The sequence below is a fragment of the uncultured Sphingomonas sp. genome, from assembly GCF_964243315.1.
In the GTDB taxonomy this organism is placed as follows: domain Bacteria; phylum Pseudomonadota; class Alphaproteobacteria; order Sphingomonadales; family Sphingomonadaceae; genus Sphingomonas.
In genome coordinates, this window is the sequence record NZ_CAXTEM010000004.1 from 102,025 (window position 1) to 119,275 (window position 17,251).

Sequence of the window (17,251 nt, forward strand, 5' to 3'; positions counted from 1 at the left end):
TCCCCACGCCCGATGTAGAGCGTGGGGCGGCAAACTCAAACCGGTGGCAAGTGATCGATGAGCTTGTCGAGAGTGATCGGGAAGTCGCGGACCCGGATACCGACCGCGTTGTAGATCGCGCTCGCGATCGCGGCACCCGCACCCGAAATGCCGAGCTCGCCGATCCCCTTGGCGTGGAGCGGGTTGGCGTGGATGTCGCGTTCCTCCAGGAACTCGACTTCCAGCTGCGGAACGTCCGCATTCACCGGCACGTGATATTCGGCGAGGTCGCGATTGACGAGCTTGCCGGTGCGGGTGTCGTGGATCAGCTCCTCGTGAAGCGCGGTGCCGATGCCGAAGGTCATCCCGCCGAGGCATTGTGACCGCGCGGTCTTTTCGTTGAGGATGCGTCCCGCCGCGAACACGCCGAGCATGCGCACCACGCGCACCTCGCCGGTGACCGCGTCCACCTTCACCTCGACGAAGTGCGCGCCGTAGCTGGCCTGGGTGAACTGCTCCTCCTGTTCCCCCGGCTGGCACTCGCCCAGCGCTTCGATGCCCGCGCCGACGAGTTCGGCGAGCGGCACGCTGCGGTTCCCCGCGATGACCCGCCCGTCCTTCATCGTCATCGCATCGGCGGTGGTGCCCATCGCCTCGGCGACCTTGGCGCGGAGCGCTTCGCAGGCGAGATAGACCGAGGTGCCCGACGAGGATGCGCCCCATGAACCGCCCGAACCCGCACCCGGCGGCGCGTTGGTATCGCCGAGGTTGACGGTCACATCCTCGATCGGCAGCCCGAGCAGCTCGCCGACGATCTGCGCGAGGATCGTATAGGTGCCGGTGCCGATATCGGTCATGTCGGTGTCGACGGTGGCGCGACCCTGGCCGTCGATCGATACGCGTGCCGCGGATTGGGTGAGCATGTTCGATCGCGCCGCGGCGGCGACGCCGATGCCGTGCCACCAATCGCCGCGGCGGTCGGACGCGGGGGCCTTGCGCGCCGACCAGCCGAACTTTTCCGCGCCGTGCGTCAGGCAGCGCGACAGCTGGCGCGACGAATAGGGGAGGTGCTTTTCGGGATCCTGCTCGGGATCGTTGCGAAGCCGCAGATCGATCGGATCCAGGTTCATCCGCTCGGCAAGCTCGTCCATCGCGCCTTCGAGCGCGAGCATGCCGACCGCCTCGCCCGGCGCGCGCATCGACCCCGACACCAGCCAGTCCATCCGCACGATGTCGTGGGTGATGCGGCGGTTCTCCCCCGAATACATGAAATGCGTCGCCATGCCGGCTGGTTCGAAGAACTCCTCGCCCGGCAGATTCGAGGTCAGCGTCTCGTGGCCGACGCCGGTCAACTTGCCGTCGGCATCGGCGGCAAGGCGCAGGCGCTGTTCAGTATTGGAACGGCGTACGGTGGCGTCGAAGACCTGGGTCCGCGCCATCACCGCCTTCACCGGCCGGCCGATGCGCTTCGCTGCGACGGCCGCGGCGACGCTCTCGGGCGCAATGCCGAGCTTCGACCCGAAACCGCCGCCGACATAGGCCGCGATGATGCGCACCTTGTCGGGTTCAAGGCCGAGCGCGTCGGCGAGCTGGAGCTTGTCGGACGCCGGCATCTGGTACGCGCCGTAGAGCGTCAGGGCGCCGTCCTTCCACACCGCAAGGCTGGCGTGCGGCTCCATCGCGGCGGAGTTCTGGCTCGGCGTGACGTAGGTCGCATCGACCGTGTAGGTCGCGGCTTCCAGCGCCTCTTCCAGATTGCCGATGTCGCTATGCGCCGGGGTCGGGCCGTCTTCGCCGGGCTTCTCGGCCTCGTGCCGATAGGTGGCGAAGTCGAAGCGTCCTGCCGCACGATCATAGGTGACGGGCAGGCGATTGGCGGCGTCGCGGGCGACCTCGTAGCTTTCCGCGACGACGATCGCGATGATCTCGCCGAAATAAGCCACGGCCTCGACGCCCTGGGTAGGCGCCTCCTTCTCGCCGCCCTGCTGGGCATTGCGCAGGAAGGTGTCGTAGTCGGTGATCACGTCGATGACACCGGGCATCGATCGAACCGCGTCGATGTCGATCGACGCGACCTTGCCGGCTCCGACGGTGGCGCGGACCAGATAGCCGTAGGCGAGGTCGGGGATGTCGTATTCGGCGGCATAGGTGGCCCGCCCGGACACCTTCAGCGGCCCGTCGATCCGGTTCAGCGGCTTGCCGATCACGTCCTGCACGCCGGCGTCGAGCAGACTGTCGGGGTACGGACGATCCATCGTGAGCGAGGCGGTGGTCATGCGGACATTCCCGTCAATTCGCGAAGCGACGCGATCAACACGCGGCGGGTCAGCGGGATCTTGAAATCGTTGCTGCCGAAGCCCTTGGCTCCCTCCAGCAGCGTCGTGGCGGCGCTTTCGAACAGCGCGTCGCTCGGTACTTGGCCGACCAGCCCGGCCTCGACCTCGGCGTTGCGCCAGGGCAGGTGGGCCAGACCTCCGAATGCCAGCGCGGCGCTGGCGATCTTGCCGTCGGCCATCGTCACCACGCCGGCGACGGAGACCAGCGCGAAGGCGTAGGAGGCGCGGTCGCGGACCTTGCGATACAGCATCCGCGCACCCGTGACGGGCGGCGGCAGTTCGACATGGGTGATGAGTTCGCCCGACTCCAGCACGTTTTCGATGTGCGGGGTATCGCCGGGCAGCAGGTAGAAGTCCGCGATCGGGATGCGGCGCTTGTCGCCGTCGCCCTTCAGCGTGACGATCGTCGCGTCGAGCGCGCGCATCGCCACCGCCATGTCGCTGGGGTGGGTCGCGATGCAGTGTTCGCTGGTGCCGAGCACCGCGAGAATGCGGTTGAAGCCGCCGATCGCCGAGCAACCGGTGCCAGGCTCGCGCTTGTTGCAGGCGCTGGCGGTGTCGTAGAAATAATAGCAGCGGGTGCGCTGGAGCAGGTTGCCGCCGGTCGTCGCCTTGTTGCGTAGCTGCCCTGTCGCGCCGGCGAGCAGCGCGCGTGCCAGCACGGCATAGCCCGCGGTGACGCGCGGATCGGCCGCGAGATCGGAATTGGGCACCAGCGCGCCGATCGTCAGGCCGCCGTCGGCGCGCTGCTCGACCTGCGCGAGATCGAGGCGGCTGATGTCGACGAGGCGGTCGGGCGTCTCGACCTGGAGCTTCATCAGGTCAAGAAGGTTGGTGCCCCCGGCGATGAACCGCGCGCCCGGCTGCGCCTGATCGCGCGCGGCCGCTTCGGGCGTGTCGGGGCGATCGTAGGTGAAGGTCTTCATGCGCTGGCCTCCGCCTTGGTGCGTTCGGCGCCGGCAACTTCGCGGATCGCATCGACGATGTTGGGGTAGGCGGCGCAGCGGCAGATGTTGCCGCTCATCCGTTCGGAGATCTCGTCGTCGGACAGGGTCACCGCGCCGAGATCGCCGCTGACATGGCTCGCCCAGCCCTTGTCGACCTCGTTGAGCATGCCGACCGCGGAGCAGATCTGGCCCGGCGTGCAATAGCCGCACTGATAGCCGTCATGATCGACGAACGCGGCCTGCAACGGGTGAAGGTTGCCGACGCTGCCGAGACCCTCGATCGTGGTAATCTCGTCCTCCTGGTGCATCACCGCGAGCGTCAGGCAGCTGTTCACGCGGCGGCCGTTGATCAGGACGGTACACGCGCCGCACTGGCCGTGGTCGCAGCCCTTCTTGCTCCCGGTCAGCCCGAGATGTTCGCGAAGCAGGTCGAGCACCGAGGTGCGGATGTCGGGGTCGGCCTCATGCGCCTGTCCGTTGATGGTGAAGTGCATGTGCTGACCTTTTTTGGCTTGAGCTACCCTAACGCGCGCGGCGGACATGGTTTCCGCCGATCGCCACATCGGTGTAGAGAGGCGCGTGGAACCGTGGAGGGTGTCGTATGCGTCGCTTGGGATATGTGCTGGTGTCGTTGCTGCCGATCGCCACCGGCGGCTGCATCGCGCAGACCGCGTGGGACGTCGCGACGCTGCCGGTGAAGGCAACCGGCAAGGCAATCGACTGGACGACGACCAGCCAGTCCGAAGCCGACCGCAACTACGGCAAGAAGATGCGCAAGCAGGAGGAGCGCGAGGGGCGCGAGCGCAAGAAAGCCGCGGAGGCTTGCCGGAAGGATTCGGAGAAGTGCGGCGAGTATGACGGCTATCGCGCCGGGCAGGACGATTAGTCGAACCAGCGCATCACCGTGACCGGGAAGGGCGTCCAGCGGCCGATGCGGACGCCGGCATAGCGTAGCGCGTCCCCAGTCCAGGCGTTGCAGGTGCGGATCGCGCTGTAATGCCCGCGTGCGGTGTAGAAGGCGTCGTAGCCCGCATAGCCGCGATAGGCGCTGCGTTGCGGGGCGAAGCTCGCCTGCACATAGGCGGCGAGGCGGCGATATTCCGCGGGACGCAGGACGATCGCGTGGACCGCGGCGTCGCCCGGCGCCGGTGCTGCGACGTGTTCGACGTGCATCAGCGTACGATCGCTGCCGATCGCGGCGGCGACGATCGTGCTCGGCTTCACCGACGACCATGTCGGGGTTTCGAGGAAGAAGGCGTGTTCGCCCCAGCCGATCGCAACGTGATCGAGCCGGGCATAGCGCGGATCGGCCAGGTCGCGCGCGGGTGCCCAGCCGCGCCAGTCGACGCCCGCGGCGAGCTTCGGCATCAGCAGCCCGACATGGATGCCGTTCGTTTCGACGAAGATGCGCACGCCGCGCTCGGGCGGGCGCCACGCGGCGTTGCTGGGAACGACGCCGCCGATCAGCCCCGCCGTGGCATAGCCGACCGCGATCGACAGCACTCCGCCGACGCTTATCGCGACGATCCTGCGGCCCTTGGGGTAGGTATTGTCCGGCATTTCGGTCATCCGGGCGTCATGCTAGAACAGCGGCATGAACCAGGAAACACATGTCGTCGACGCTCCGCCCCCCGGCATCGCGGGCGACTGGACCGTGGCGCAGGATTGGCAGCACTACACGCCCGAGGAACACGCGACCTGGGACACGCTGTTCGCGCGCCAGGCCAAGTTGCTTCCCGGGCGCGCGTCGAACGCGTGGCTGCGCGGGCTCGACGTGCTCAAGCTGTCCAAGCCCGGCATCCCCGACTTCGCGGAGCTTTCGGACCGGCTGATGGCGCTGACCGGGTGGCAGGTCGTCGCGGTGCCGGGGCTGGTGCCCGACGACGTGTTCTTCGATCACATGGCGAACCGCCGCTTCGTCGCGGGTAATTTCATCCGCCGTCCGGACCAGCTCGACTACCTGCAGGAGCCCGACGTCTTCCACGACGTGTTCGGGCACGTGCCGATGCTCGCGGATCCGGTGTTCGCCGACTATCTCGCCGCGTACGGCCGTGGCGGGCAGCGCGCGCTGGGGCTCGATGCGCTCAAATATCTCGGGCGGCTCTATTGGTACACGGTCGAGTTCGGGCTGATCGCCGAGCCCGAAGGCCTGCGGATCTACGGGTCGGGGATCGTGTCGAGCTATGCGGAGAGCCGCTTCGCGCTGGACGATCCCAGCCCGAACCGGATCGCGTTCGATATCGCGCGGGTGATGCGGACCGATTACCGGATCGACGATTTCCAGCAGAACTACTTCGTCATCCCGAGCTTCGACGAACTGCTGCGGGTGACGGTGGAGAGCGACTTCGCGCCGCTGTACGAGGCCTTGAAGGCGCAGCCGGACATTTCGGTCGGGGTCGTCCAGTCCGACGATATCGTGCTGTCTCACGGGACTCAGGCGCACGCCCGGCGCGGTGCGGCCTGACGCGACTCGCTTCCCGTGGGCTGGCGACAGCAGCAACATTCGTGCCACGTTCGAGGCGAGCCGTGGACACGGCGCGCTCAACTGCCGGAAACCTTACGGAAATTTTACCTCATCGATGCTATATCGGGTGCCGCGCAACAACGGAGCTGATCCAGATCGATGCAAGAGATGCGTGACATGACGCGCGATCGCCGCGCTATCCTGAAGAACGCCGCGCTGCTGACCGCGGCTCTGGCGATCCCGAACGCGGTCGCCGCATCGGGCCGGATGCTGACGCAGCGCGATCTGAAGCCGGTCGCGGAGCCGCCGGTGCCGCCCGCGCCGCCGATCGCGCCGATCCAGACGTCGTCCAAGGTCGTTCGTCCCGATCTGCTGCGCCAGGCGCTGGCCTCGCTCGACCGCCACCGCGGCCGGATCGCGCGCCACGACCGGATCGCGATCGCGGACATGGACGCGCCGTCGTCGCAGCCGCGTTTCCACATCGTCGATCTGCGTGGCGGCGAGAGCCACTCCTTCCTGGTGGCCCATGGCAGCGGGTCGGACCCGGCGCACACCGGTTTCCTGAAGCTGTTCTCCAATGAATTCGGCTCCAACGCGACCAGCCAGGGCGCGTTCGTCACGGCCGATTATTATGTCGGCAAGCACGGTTCGTCGCAGCGCCTGATCGGGCTCGATGCATCGAACTGCAACGCGTTCGGTCGCAACATCGTGGTCCATTCGGCCTGGTATGCGAACAAGGACATGATCCAGTCGCACGGCATGCTTGGCCGCAGCCAGGGCTGTTTCGCGGTCGGCGAACGAGACCTCGACAAGGTCTTCGCGCTGCTCGGCAGCGGGCGGATGATCTATTCGGCGAAAGTCTGAGTCCCGGGATCCGATGCTGCCCTGCCGGTTGACACACGATAAGCGAATGGGCGCGTTGAGACGCTGACGACGGTGAATGTCGCTTAGATGGGTAGCCCACCGAGCAGCAAAGCTGCTCCCGATCCCACCGCACCGAACGGATAGGATACGCTGCCCCGTACGGAACACCTCCGCGCCCTTCGCGCCTCCGCGTGAACCACTCTTCTTCTTCCCGCCGCGCGAGCGTCCCGCGCAGTCGACGATCGTGTGACCGCCCCCGGCCGGCAATTAGCCCGCAAGCACCAGCATCCCGCACCGGGACACTCGCCGCTCAGCCGCCATTCACACGGAACCGCGGATAACGCGTCCTCGTTCTAGGACCAACGGCGCGTATCCTGCCGTCTCCGTGAGTGTGGGAGATCTACGATGTTCCTCAAGCGTCTTGGCCTGGCCAGCCTCGTCATCGGCCTCGGTATCGGTGCGGCCGGCTGCACCAACGGCTATGGCTATAGCGGCGTCAACGTCGGCTACGCGTCGGGCTATGGCTATGACGACGGCTATTACGACGGCGGCTTCGGCAACGGTTATTACGGCGCGGGCTATGGCGGCCTCGGCTCGAGCCCGTTCGGCTGGTACGGCGACTATTACTATCCGGGTGCCGGGATCTACGTCTACGATCGCTATCGGCGCCCCTTTCGCTGGAACGACGGCCAGCGCCGCTATTGGGAGCGCAATCGCGGGTCATATCGCGGCGACCGCAACTGGAACGGCTTCGATCGCGGCGTGAACCGTCCTGACCGTGGCGCCTATCGCGGCACCTGGAACGGCCGCGACGGCAATGGTGTCCAGAACCGCGGCGACCGCGGGCAATATTATCGCGGTCGCGGCGATCGTCGCGACGGCGTCGCGCCGGGGCAGACGCGTACCTTCACGCCGCGTGTCGACGGCACCCCGCGCGCAGAGGGCCGCACCTTCACCCCGCGTACCGAAGGCCGCACCTTCACCCCGCGGACGGAGAACCGTGGCTTCACTCCGCGCGCGCCGCGCGGCGACGGCCAGTCACGCGGCTGGCGCGGGCGGGGCGGCAACCCGCAGCAATAGGGCAGGTGGTGGCGACTTTTCGCCACCACAACTTTGGTCGAAGACCCATCGATCCGAGATCAGGGCCGCGCGACGCGCATCTCTCGGGCGGGCGCGTCGCGACCAGCCCGTTCGACACGAACGTCATCACCGTCACGCCGTCCTGGTTCCGCACCGTCATCCGGCTCTTGAAGATCCCCATCTCCGGCCGGCTGGCGGACGCCCGCTTCTCCAGCACCTCGGTCTCGCAGTGGAGCGTATCGCCGGGATAGACCGGCTTGAGCCATCTCAGCTCGTCGAGCCCCGGCGAGCCGAGCCCGGCCTGGCGGTTCTCCTTCAGATGCTCGACGAACATCGACATCGTAATCGCCGCGGTGTGCCAGCCGCTGGCCGACAGCCGACCGAAATGAGTCTGCGCGGCGGCGTCGTCGGACAAATGGAAGGGCTGCGGGTCGAACTTCTCGGCAAAGGCGACGACCTCGTCGCGCGTTACCGGATAGGCGCCGAAGCTGGCGGTCGCGCCGACCACGATATCCTCGAAATATTGCATCGCTCGGCCGCTATCGCTTGAGGACGGCGCGGAACGGCGCGTCGTCGCCGTCGAGATCGCGCCCGGGGGGAAGCCCGATCAGGTCGCGCAGCAAGGGCGCGACATCGACATTGTCGAAGCTTGCCAGTCGCTTGCCGCCGACGAACGCCGGCCCGCTGGCGAGGAACAGCGCCGCCATCGCCGGGTCGGCGGGATCATAGCCGTGCGCGCCGCCGCTGAACGGTGCGGTCGGCGGCGTCGCGACGATCAGCCAGCCCGTCTCCGCAAGGCAGACGAAGGGCGCGACGCGCGGGTTGCGGCCATAATGGAAACGGGCGGGCATCGCCGCCTTGCGCCAGCATTGGACGTGGTCGTGCGGGCGCAGCAGGCGGCGTGCGACGGCGTCTTCGCGGCCGGGCAACGGCACGATGCTGGCGACGGGGCCGGTCTCTATCGTGCGCAGATCGGCGGGATCGGCAAGGTCCGCGAGCGCGACGGTGCGGCTGCTGCTGGTCGCCGCCATGCCATGATCCGCGACGACGACGATGTTCGCGGGCTGGCCGATCTCGGCGAGCCCGGCGACCAGCGCGCCGATCTGCGCATCGACCTTGGCGACCGCCGCCGTGGTCCGTGGATCGGCGGGTCCGCCATCGTGGCCTGCGGTATCGACGATGTCGAAATACAGGGTGATCAGCCGCGGGCGCGTGGCGGCGGGACGTCGCAGCCAGTCGATCACCGTGGCGACCCGCTGCTCGCCGGTCACCGCCTCGTTATATTGCTGCCAGTCGCTCGGCCGCGTACCGCCGCTGACCGCATGATGGCCGCTCGTCGCCCGCGTGCCACCGATCGCGACGTTCGCGCCCGGCCAGAACATCGTCGCGGTGCGGATCCCCATCTTCTCAGCGGTTGCCCAGATCGGCTCCGCGTCGCTCCACCAGAACGGGTCGTCGGTCTGCATCGTGAAGACTTCGCCGGGACGTCGGGCATCCTCCATCCGGTTCCCGACGATGCCGCTCCGGTCCGGACGCATCCCGGTGACGAGCGTCCAGTGATTCGGGAAGGTGACCGAGGGAAACGACGGCCGCATCGCCGCGGATATGCCCGCGGTCTTTAGCCGATCGAGGTTCGGCGTGACGCCGCGATCGAGATAGTCGGGCCGGAAGCCGTCGATCGACACCAGGATCGTGACCGGGGCGGCCGCCTGGGTGGCTTCCAGGGGAGCCGCGGGCAGGGCGGGGGCGGGCACGGTCACCGGCGCGAGCGCAGGCGGGGGATAGGGGTAGGCGCATCCCGCAAGGCCGAGTGCGCCCGCGATCGCAAACAACATCCCGCTGCGCATCATCCGATCCTCGCTCGTCACTGCCCCCGCTACAGCGCACGCCAAGCCGGCGCAATCGCATGGACGCCTCCAGCACTCTCTACCACCCCGGCGAAGGCCGGGGCCCAGTCGAGAGACGCTAATGGTGAACGACAGCGCTCCGTTACCACCACCACCGCCACTGGGCCCCGGCCTTCGCCGGGGTGGTGCCGAATGCCGGGAGCGCCCCGACCCTGTCAGACGTTGAACCGGAACAGCATCACGTCGCCGTCATGGACGACATATTCCTTGCCCTCCTGGCGCAGCTTGCCCGCGTCCCGCGCGCCGCTCTCTCCGCCGAGCGCGACATAGTCGTCGAACGCGATCGTTTCGGCGCGGATGAAGCCACGTTCGAAGTCGGTGTGGATTTCTCCCGCCGCCTGCGGGGCGCGCGCGCCGACCTCGACGGTCCAGGCGCGGGCTTCCTTCGGGCCGACCGTGAAGAAGGTCAGCAGGTGCAGCAGCTTGTATCCCGCCCGGATCACCCGCGCGAGCCCGGTCTCCTCGAGCCCCAGCTCGCCGAGGAACTCGCCGCGCTCCTCGGGCGGCATCGTCGCGATCTCCGCCTCGATCGCGGCGGAGACGACCACCGCCTCCGCGCCCTCGGCGGCGGCCTTGGCGAACACCTTCGCCGACAGCGCATTGCCGTTGGCGGCGTCGCGCTCGTCGACGTTGCAGACGTAGAGCACCGGCTTCGCGGTGAGCAGCTGCGCCTGCGCGAAGATGCGTGCCTCTTCCTCGTCCTTCGGCACCGTCAGCCGTGCCGGTTTGCCCTCGCGCAGCAGCTCGAGCGCCTGGCCGAGCACCGCGGCGCCGATCTTCGCCTCCTTGTCGCCCTGCTGGCCCTTCTTGACGAGGTTGGGGACGCGCTTTTCCAGGCTTTCCAGGTCGGACAGCATCAGCTCGGTCTCGACCGTTTCCGCATCCGCGATCGGATCGACCTTGCCCTCGACATGAGTGACGTCGCCGTCCTCGAAGCAGCGCAGCACATGGACGATCGCGTCGACCTCGCGGATGTTGCCGAGGAACTGGTTGCCGAGCCCTTCGCCCTTGCTGGCGCCGCGGACCAGCCCGGCGATGTCGACGAACGCCAGCTGCGTCTCGACGATCTTGGCCGATCCGGCGATCGCGGCGAGCTTGTCGAGCCGCGGGTCGGGCACCGCGACGTTGCCGACATTGGGCTCGATCGTGCAGAACGGATAATTGGCCGCCTGCGCCGCCGCCGTTTCGGTGAGCGCGTTGAAGAGCGTCGACTTGCCGACATTGGGCAGGCCGACGATGCCGCAGCGGAAACCCATCACAGATCCTTTGTTGGTGCTCCCGCGGGTTACCGCGCGGGTCGAGCCGGTGCCGATAGAGAAGCCCGCCGACGATTGCCAGCAAGTCCGACACTGCCGCGCGGTAGACGCCGCCGCGACGCTTGCGCATAGGCGGGCGGATGCTGCCGCCGATCGCCCTGCTGCCCGCCTTCGCGCCGTGGCTCGATCTCGCCGGGCTGGCGGTGTTCGCCGCGTCGGGTGCGCTGGCGGCGGCGAAGCGCGGGCAGACGCTGGTGACGCTCACCTTCTTCGCGCTGATCACCGGGGTCGGCGGCGGCACCGTGCGCGACTTGTTGATCGATGCGCCGGTATTCTGGGTGCATGACGCGCGCGCGGCGTCGGTGTGCCTGATCGTCGCGCTGGTGATCTGGATCACGCCGGAGCGCTGGTGGCGGGGCGAGGCGCTCGACTGGTTCGACGCGGTCGGGCTCGCCGCCTATGCGGTGTACGGCGCGACCAAGGCGCTCGGCTACGGCATCCCGCCGGTGCCGGCCGCGCTGATGGGCGTGGTCACCGCGTGCGTCGGCGGAATCATCCGCGACGTGCTGGCGGGTGAGCCGTCGATCTTGATGCGTCCGGAACTCTACGTCACCGCTGCCGCGCTATCCTCCGCAAGCTATGTCGCGCTGGTGCTGTTCGGCGTGCCGGGGGTGATCGCCGCCACGACGGCCGCGACCGCGGGCTTCGCGCTGCGGGCTGCCGCATTGCGCTACCACCTCGCGCTGCCCGCCTATCGGGGAAGGCGTTAGCCCCGCACCACGCCGACATCGGCGAAGCGTTTCGGCTCTTCCGGCGGCACCGACGCTTCGTTCAGCTCGCATTGCCAGGTGCCGACGTCGATCCACCGACCGTGCTTGTATCCCACCTCGCGGTACACCCCCGCGCGGCGGAACCCGACCTGTTCGTGGAGCGCGATCGAGCCTTCGTTGGGCAGCGCGATCCGGCCGATCGCCTGGGTGAAGCCCTGCGCGCGCAGCGTGTCGATCAGCGCCTCGTACAACAGCCGCCCCGCGCCCTGCCGCTGCGCGACGTCGGCGACGTAGATCGTCGCCTCCACCGTCCACCGATACGCCTCGCGTGCGTGGAACCGCGTTGCATAGGCATAGCCGAGCACCCCGCCGGTCTCGCTGCCGATCGTCGCGACCAGCCACGGGTACAGCCCCTCGGACGCCGCCATCCGCGTCCGCATCTGCCGCGCATCGGGCGCCTCGGTCTCGAACGACGCGGTCCCGACCAGCACGTGCGGCGCGTAGATCGCCGCGATCGCCGCCGCATCCTCGGGCGTCGCCGCACGGATGCCGATCGCGCCCCCGCTCCCGCCGCCGCTGCTAAGAGCGTTCAAAGGCCGACCTTCGCCAGGAACAGGTCGAGCAGGCTCGCATCCGCCGCGCTGGTCTCGATCGGTCCCATCCCGCCGCACTCCAGGCACCGCGCCTGGATCGACCCGCCCGTCGCCAGCATCCGCACGTCGCCCAGCGCCCGCGCGAGCATGGCGCGCTGCTGGGTCGCGATCCGCGCGAACACGTCGCCGCCGCCCGCATTCTCGTCATCCTCGCGATCGGCATAGGCGCTGACCAGCTGTTCGGCCCAGCCCGGCTTCTTCTCGAGATATTCGACATGGACCGAGGCGCGGTCGAGCTTGGCGCGCCGTGCCGCTTCGGTCACCGCGTCGTCGAGCGTCCCGAACCGGTCGACCAGCCCGATCTGCCGCGCGGTGCCGCCGTCCCAGACCCGTCCCTGTGCGATCTCGTTGACCCGCGCAGGCGTCATCCGCCGCGATTCCGCGACCCGGGCGATGAACTGGCGATAGCCGTTCTCGATGCCCGATTGCAGGATCGTGTCGATCATCGGATCGAGCCCGCCGGCGATGTCGGGCTGGCCCGACAACGGCGTCGTCTTCACCCCGTCGGTGGTCACGCCGATCTTGGCGAGGGTCTTCTCGAAAGACGGCACGACCCCGAAGATGCCGATCGATCCGGTGATCGTCGACGGTTCGGCGAAGATCACGTCCGCCGGGGTCGACACCCAATAGCCGCCCGACGCCGCCAATCCGCCCATCGACACGACGATCGGCAGACCCTTCTTCTTCGCCTCCAGGATCGCGACCCGGATCTCCTCCGACGCGAGCACCGAGCCGCCGGGCGAATCGACCCGCACCACCAGCGCCTTCAGGTTCTTGGTCGCCAGCCCGCGCGCGATCGCCTTCGCGATCGTGGTGCCATAGGCGGTTCCCGGGCCACCTTCGCCGTCCATGATCGATCCCGCGACCGTGACCACGCCGATCGCGCTGCCCGCGGTCGGCAGCGGGTTGGCCTGCAGATAGGCGTCGTACTTGATCGTGCTGAACGGCACCGTCGGCTTCGCGGTGTCGATGCCCGCAAGCTGCGCGACGCGGCGGCCGAACGCGGCACGGTCGCCGAGCTTGTCGACCAGCCCGGAGGTGAGGTTCGCCTGCGCGATGTTGCCGTTGGTGGCGAGGATGATCTTGTCGGGCGCCGCGAGGAACTGCGCCACCTGCGCCTTTGGCCGGGCCTTGGCGATCGCCTCCTGCCACTGGCCGAGCAGCGCGCCGTTCAGCGCCTTGGCAGCCGCCTCCGCGTCCGGGCTCTGGTCAGTGCGGATGAAGGGCTCGATGAACGACTTGAACTTGCCGACTCGATAGACGTGGGTGTTGATCCCCAGCTTGTCGATCAGGCCCTTGTAGTAGAGCTGGTTGCCGCCCGGCCCGGTGAACAGCGTGCCGCCCAAGGGGTTCATCCAGATCTCGCTGGCGTTCGCGGCGAGGCGATAGCCGCCATCGGTATAGGACGTCGCATAGGCCAGCACCGGCTTGCCGCTCGCGCGGACATCGCCGATCGCGGCCGCGATCTCGTTGAGCGTCGCCGGATAGGCGCCGCCGAAGCTGTCGAGATCGAGCACCAGCGCCTTCACGCGGGCATCGGTCTTCGCCGCCTGGATCGCGCGCAACACATCGCGCGCGCGGAACTCGCGCGGCGCGCTACGGCCCGACAAGGTCGCGAGCGCCGCCTGCTCGGCAGGCTGTTCGACGATCGACCCATCGAGATCGAGCACCAGTGCGCCTGGCGCGATCGGCGCCATCCCCGGACGCGCGTTCAGCGCGACGAACAGCAGCCCGAAGAACAGGAGCATCGCGATCAGCACGAGCCCGTCCTTGATCCCGACCAGGAGCTTCCATGCACCCCGTAACAGCCTCACGCGCAGCTCCTCATCGAATGACGTCCCGAGGTAGCTGAACCACGAAGGCGCGTAAATGCCCTGTATTGGGCGGATAATACGGTGTCGTACCGGGGTGGGGCGGTGGGGAGGTGAGCCGCCTGCCCAGAGCTTGTGCTCCCGCGAAGGCGAGAGCCCAGTACTGGGTCCTCGCCTTCGCGGGGACACGGGGGGGCGACAGACCATCAGATGCCCGCATCCTTGCGAATGCTCGGCAATCTTCGTTCCCCGGCGGAGGCCGGGGCCCAGGTCGGAGACAATCGTGACGACACGCTACCCTCAATTACCTCCACCTCCGCGACTGGGCCCCGGCCTCCGCCGGGGAACGAGAAGGGGAAGCGAAGCCCATGCCCCCCAACACGCTTCACCTTCCGCCCCCGACCCCCTAACAGCGCCCGATGGTCGCGCTCGCCACTTCCCAGCCGCTCGGCGGCGCCGCACCTGCGACCGCGGGGGCGGAGATGCGTGCGCTGATCGCGCTGGCGACGCCGCTGGTGGTGGCGAATCTGCTGCACATGGCGATCTATGCGACCGACGTGATCTTCGTCGCGCGGCTCGGCACCACCGAACTCGCCGCGGCGACCCTCGGCGTGTATCTCTACTCCGTCATCATGTGGGCGCTGATCGGGCTGACCGGGGCATGCGCGCCGGTGATCGCGGCCGAACTCGGCGGGCGCCGTCACGCGGTGCGACAGGTGCGGCGCTCGTTCCGGATGGCGATGTGGCTGTCGGTGGTCGCCAGCCTGCCGTTCATCGTCCTGCTCCTCAACGGCGAGCGGCTGATGCTGCTCGCGGATCAGGATCCGGTGGTCGCGGCACGGGCGGGGGCGTTCCTCGACATCCTCGTGCTCGCGATGATCCCCGCGACCGCGTCGGGGGTGATGCGCGTCACCGCCTCGGCGCTCGGCCGGCCGGGCTGGGCGACCGCGATCACCGCCGCGGCGCTCGGCATCAATCTGCTCTGCAACTGGTTGCTGGTGTTCGGCCATGGCGGCTTCCCCGCGCTCGGCCTCGAAGGGTCCGCGATCGCGAACGTCGTCACCAATCTCGCGATGCTCGCCGCCTATGCCGCGGTGTTGGTGCTCGACCGGCGGATGCGGCGCTACCGATTGTTCGGCAAATGGTGGCGCACCGAATGGTCGCGGATGCGTGAGATCGCGCGGCTCGGCATCCCCATCGCGCTGACGATGACCTTCGAAGGCGCCTTGTTCAGCAGCGCGGGTTTCCTGATGGGCCTGATCGGCGTCACCGAAGTCGCCGCGCATGCGATCGCGCTCCAGATCGCGGCGGTCGCGTTCCAGGTGCCGTTTGGGGTCGCGCAGGCGGCGACGATCCGGGTCGGCATGGCCTATGGCGCGCGCGACCGCGTCTGGATCGCGCGCGCCGGCTGGGTAGCGCTGGCGGGCGGCATCGGCTTCATGGCGGTGACCGCGTCGCTGCTGGTGCTGTTCCCGCGCGCGTTCATCTCGATCTATGTCGATCCCGATGCGCCGGAGAATGCCCGCCTCGTCGTGCTGGCCCTGCAATATCTCGTGATCGCGGCGTTCTTCCAGTTGTTCGACGGCGCGCAGGCGGTCGCGGCCGGGGTGCTGCGCGGGCTTCAGGACACGCGCATGCCGATGATCATCGCCGCGTTCGGTTATTGGGTGATCGGCTTCGGCACCGCCATCCTGCTCGGCTTCGGGCTGCGCTGGCAGGGCTTCGGCATCTGGATCGGCCTTGCCGCAGGTCTCGCGGCGGTATCGGTGCTGCTGCTGTGGCGCTGGAACCGCCGCGACTCGCTCGGTCTCATCCCCGCGCTCGGCTGAACGCCGAATTTATCGGCGGGGCATTGACGCCGCCATGGACGCTCCACATATGCGTCGTGTTGGCACTCGACTCGTTCGAGTGCCAGAAATCTGTCACAAACACTGTAAAGGGACATGGCAACCATGAACTTTCGTCCGTTGCACGACCGCGTCCTCGTCCGCCGCGTAGAGGCTGAAGAGAAGACCGCCGGCGGGATCATCATCCCCGACACCGCCAAGGAAAAGCCGCAGGAAGGCGAAGTCGTCGCCGCCGGCACCGGTGCGCGTTCGGAAAGCGGTGAGGTCCACCCGCTCGAGGTGAAGGCCGGCGACAAGATCCTGTTCGGCAAGTGGTCGGGCACCGAGGTCAAGGTCGACGGCGAAGACCTGTTGATCATGAAGGAATCCGACATCCTCGGGATCGTCGGCTGACCTCCTGCTCGGGTTGCCCCCCGCGCGTGCGCGTGAGGGTGTGACTCTTGTGACTTTTCTCTTCGAACCATCCAGACTGAAAGGGTAGCCAAAATGGCAGCCAAAGACGTGAAGTTCAGCCGCGACGCCCGTGAGCGCATCCTGCGCGGCGTCGACATCCTCGCCGACGCGGTGAAGGTGACCCTGGGGCCTAAGGGCCGCAACGTTGTCATTGACAAGAGCTTCGGCGCACCGCGCATCACCAAGGACGGCGTCACCGTCGCCAAGGAGATCGAGCTGAAGGACAAGTTCGAGAACATGGGCGCGCAGATGCTGCGCGAAGTGGCCTCGAAGACCAATGACATCGCCGGCGACGGCACCACCACCGCGACCGTGCTGGCCCAGGCCATCGTCCGCGAGGGCATGAAGTCGGTCGCAGCGGGCATGAACCCGATGGACCTGAAGCGCGGCATCGATCTGGCCGTGATCAAGGTCGTCGAGGACATCAAGTCGCGCTCCAAGCCCGTCGCCGGAACGCGTGAAGTGGCGCAGGTCGGCATCATCTCGGCCAATGGCGACACCGTCGTCGGCGAGAAGATCGCCGAAGCGATGGAGAAGGTCGGCAAGGAAGGCGTGATCACCGTCGAGGAAGCGAAGGGTCTCGAGTTCGAGCTCGACGTCGTCGAGGGCATGCAGTTCGATCGCGGCTATCTGTCGCCCTACTTCATCACCAACCCGGAGAAGATGACGGTCGAACTCAACGATCCGTACATCCTGATCCACGAGAAGAAGCTCAGCAACCTGCAGGCGATGCTCCCGATCCTGGAAGCGGTCGTCCAGTCGGGTCGCCCGCTGCTGATCATCGCCGAGGACATCGAGGGCGAGGCTCTGGCCACGCTCGTCGTCAACAAGCTGCGCGGCGGCCTGAAGGTCGCAGCGGTCAAGGCACCGGGCTTCGGCGATCG

Annotated in this window: 16 protein-coding genes and 1 pseudogene; 8 read left to right on the top strand and 9 right to left on the bottom strand. The window is 67.9% G+C overall.

Annotated features, from left to right (window positions below):
- Positions 1 to 35 precede the first annotated feature (35 nt).
- Genes ACFE77_RS02710 through ACFE77_RS02720 form a run of 3 tightly spaced genes read right to left on the bottom strand, consistent with a single transcriptional unit; the run spans position 36 to position 3,756 of the window.
- The gene (locus tag ACFE77_RS02710) at positions 36 to 2,255 is read right to left on the bottom strand and encodes a xanthine dehydrogenase family protein molybdopterin-binding subunit (protein WP_375420086.1); all 2,220 of its coding nucleotides are present in this window, start codon (positions 2,253 to 2,255) and stop codon (positions 36 to 38) included.
- Positions 2,252 to 3,241 carry an FAD binding domain-containing protein gene (locus tag ACFE77_RS02715; RefSeq protein WP_375420087.1) on the bottom strand — a complete coding sequence of 330 codons (990 nt, stop codon included), beginning with the start codon at positions 3,239 to 3,241 and terminating at the stop codon, positions 2,252 to 2,254. The genes ACFE77_RS02710 and ACFE77_RS02715 overlap by 4 nt, the downstream gene beginning before the upstream one ends.
- Positions 3,238 to 3,756, bottom strand: coding sequence for a 2Fe-2S iron-sulfur cluster-binding protein (locus ACFE77_RS02720; RefSeq protein WP_375420088.1), 519 nt, complete (start codon positions 3,754 to 3,756; stop codon positions 3,238 to 3,240). The genes ACFE77_RS02715 and ACFE77_RS02720 overlap by 4 nt, the downstream gene beginning before the upstream one ends.
- A gap of 107 nt (positions 3,757 to 3,863) precedes the next feature.
- Between ACFE77_RS02720 and ACFE77_RS02725 the strand changes: the two genes are divergently transcribed.
- Positions 3,864 to 4,148 (top strand): hypothetical protein, encoded by a 285-nt coding sequence (locus ACFE77_RS02725; RefSeq protein WP_375420089.1) that lies wholly within the window; start codon positions 3,864 to 3,866, stop codon positions 4,146 to 4,148.
- Here the strand turns inward: ACFE77_RS02725 and ACFE77_RS02730 are convergent.
- The gene (locus tag ACFE77_RS02730) at positions 4,145 to 4,831 is read right to left on the bottom strand and encodes a TIGR02117 family protein (protein ID WP_375420090.1); all 687 of its coding nucleotides are present in this window, start codon (positions 4,829 to 4,831) and stop codon (positions 4,145 to 4,147) included. The two genes, ACFE77_RS02725 and ACFE77_RS02730, sit on opposite strands and share 4 nt — an antisense overlap.
- Positions 4,832 to 4,856: 25 nt before the next feature.
- Here ACFE77_RS02730 and phhA point away from each other — a divergent pair, with 25 nt between their 5' ends.
- From phhA to ACFE77_RS02745, 3 genes are all read left to right on the top strand, one after another.
- Positions 4,857 to 5,726, top strand: a complete 870-nt coding sequence (gene phhA / locus ACFE77_RS02735; RefSeq protein WP_375420091.1) for a phenylalanine 4-monooxygenase — start codon at positions 4,857 to 4,859, stop codon at positions 5,724 to 5,726.
- A gap of 159 nt (positions 5,727 to 5,885) precedes the next feature.
- Positions 5,886 to 6,590 carry a murein L,D-transpeptidase catalytic domain family protein gene (locus ACFE77_RS02740; protein ID WP_375420092.1) on the top strand — a complete coding sequence of 235 codons (705 nt, stop codon included), beginning with the start codon at positions 5,886 to 5,888 and terminating at the stop codon, positions 6,588 to 6,590.
- 405 nt (positions 6,591 to 6,995) lie between these two features.
- Complete coding sequence (locus ACFE77_RS02745; RefSeq protein WP_375420093.1) at positions 6,996 to 7,670, top strand: hypothetical protein; 675 nt, start codon at positions 6,996 to 6,998, stop codon at positions 7,668 to 7,670.
- A gap of 88 nt (positions 7,671 to 7,758) precedes the next feature.
- Here the strand turns inward: ACFE77_RS02745 and ACFE77_RS02750 are convergent.
- The 3 genes and pseudogenes from ACFE77_RS02750 to ychF form a co-directional block, all read right to left on the bottom strand.
- A pseudogene (locus ACFE77_RS02750) lies at positions 7,759 to 8,199 on the bottom strand (MaoC family dehydratase); the annotation flags it as partial.
- Between the two features lie 10 nt (positions 8,200 to 8,209).
- Positions 8,210 to 9,517: an ectonucleotide pyrophosphatase/phosphodiesterase gene (locus ACFE77_RS02755; protein WP_375420094.1), complete on the bottom strand. Its 1,308-nt coding sequence runs from the start codon at positions 9,515 to 9,517 to the stop codon at positions 8,210 to 8,212.
- 215 nt (positions 9,518 to 9,732) lie between these two features.
- Positions 9,733 to 10,833, bottom strand: a complete 1,101-nt coding sequence (gene ychF / locus ACFE77_RS02760) for a redox-regulated ATPase YchF (protein ID WP_375420095.1) — start codon at positions 10,831 to 10,833, stop codon at positions 9,733 to 9,735.
- A gap of 140 nt (positions 10,834 to 10,973) precedes the next feature.
- Here ychF and ACFE77_RS02765 point away from each other — a divergent pair, with 140 nt between their 5' ends.
- Positions 10,974 to 11,603 carry a trimeric intracellular cation channel family protein gene (locus tag ACFE77_RS02765; RefSeq protein ID WP_375420096.1) on the top strand — a complete coding sequence of 210 codons (630 nt, stop codon included), beginning with the start codon at positions 10,974 to 10,976 and terminating at the stop codon, positions 11,601 to 11,603.
- On the opposite strand, the gene ACFE77_RS02770 is transcribed toward ACFE77_RS02765, so the two are convergent.
- Positions 11,600 to 12,196 (bottom strand): GNAT family N-acetyltransferase, encoded by a 597-nt coding sequence (locus tag ACFE77_RS02770; RefSeq protein WP_375420097.1) that lies wholly within the window; start codon positions 12,194 to 12,196, stop codon positions 11,600 to 11,602. The genes ACFE77_RS02765 and ACFE77_RS02770 overlap by 4 nt on opposite strands.
- Positions 12,193 to 14,070 (bottom strand): signal peptide peptidase SppA, encoded by a 1,878-nt coding sequence (gene sppA, locus ACFE77_RS02775; protein WP_375420098.1) that lies wholly within the window; start codon positions 14,068 to 14,070, stop codon positions 12,193 to 12,195. The genes ACFE77_RS02770 and sppA overlap by 4 nt, the downstream gene beginning before the upstream one ends.
- A 416-nt stretch (positions 14,071 to 14,486) precedes the next feature.
- Between sppA and ACFE77_RS02780 the strand changes: the two genes are divergently transcribed.
- The 3 genes from ACFE77_RS02780 to groEL all read left to right on the top strand — a co-directional run.
- On the top strand, positions 14,487 to 15,896 hold the full coding sequence (locus ACFE77_RS02780) for an MATE family efflux transporter (RefSeq protein WP_375420099.1): 1,410 nt from the start codon (positions 14,487 to 14,489) through the stop codon (positions 15,894 to 15,896).
- A gap of 123 nt (positions 15,897 to 16,019) precedes the next feature.
- Positions 16,020 to 16,307, top strand: coding sequence for a co-chaperone GroES (gene groES, locus ACFE77_RS02785; protein WP_374944494.1), 288 nt, complete (start codon positions 16,020 to 16,022; stop codon positions 16,305 to 16,307).
- A gap of 93 nt (positions 16,308 to 16,400) precedes the next feature.
- Positions 16,401 to 17,251: chaperonin GroEL (gene groEL / locus ACFE77_RS02790; protein WP_375420100.1), on the top strand; the 851-nt coding region annotated here is incomplete at its 3' end.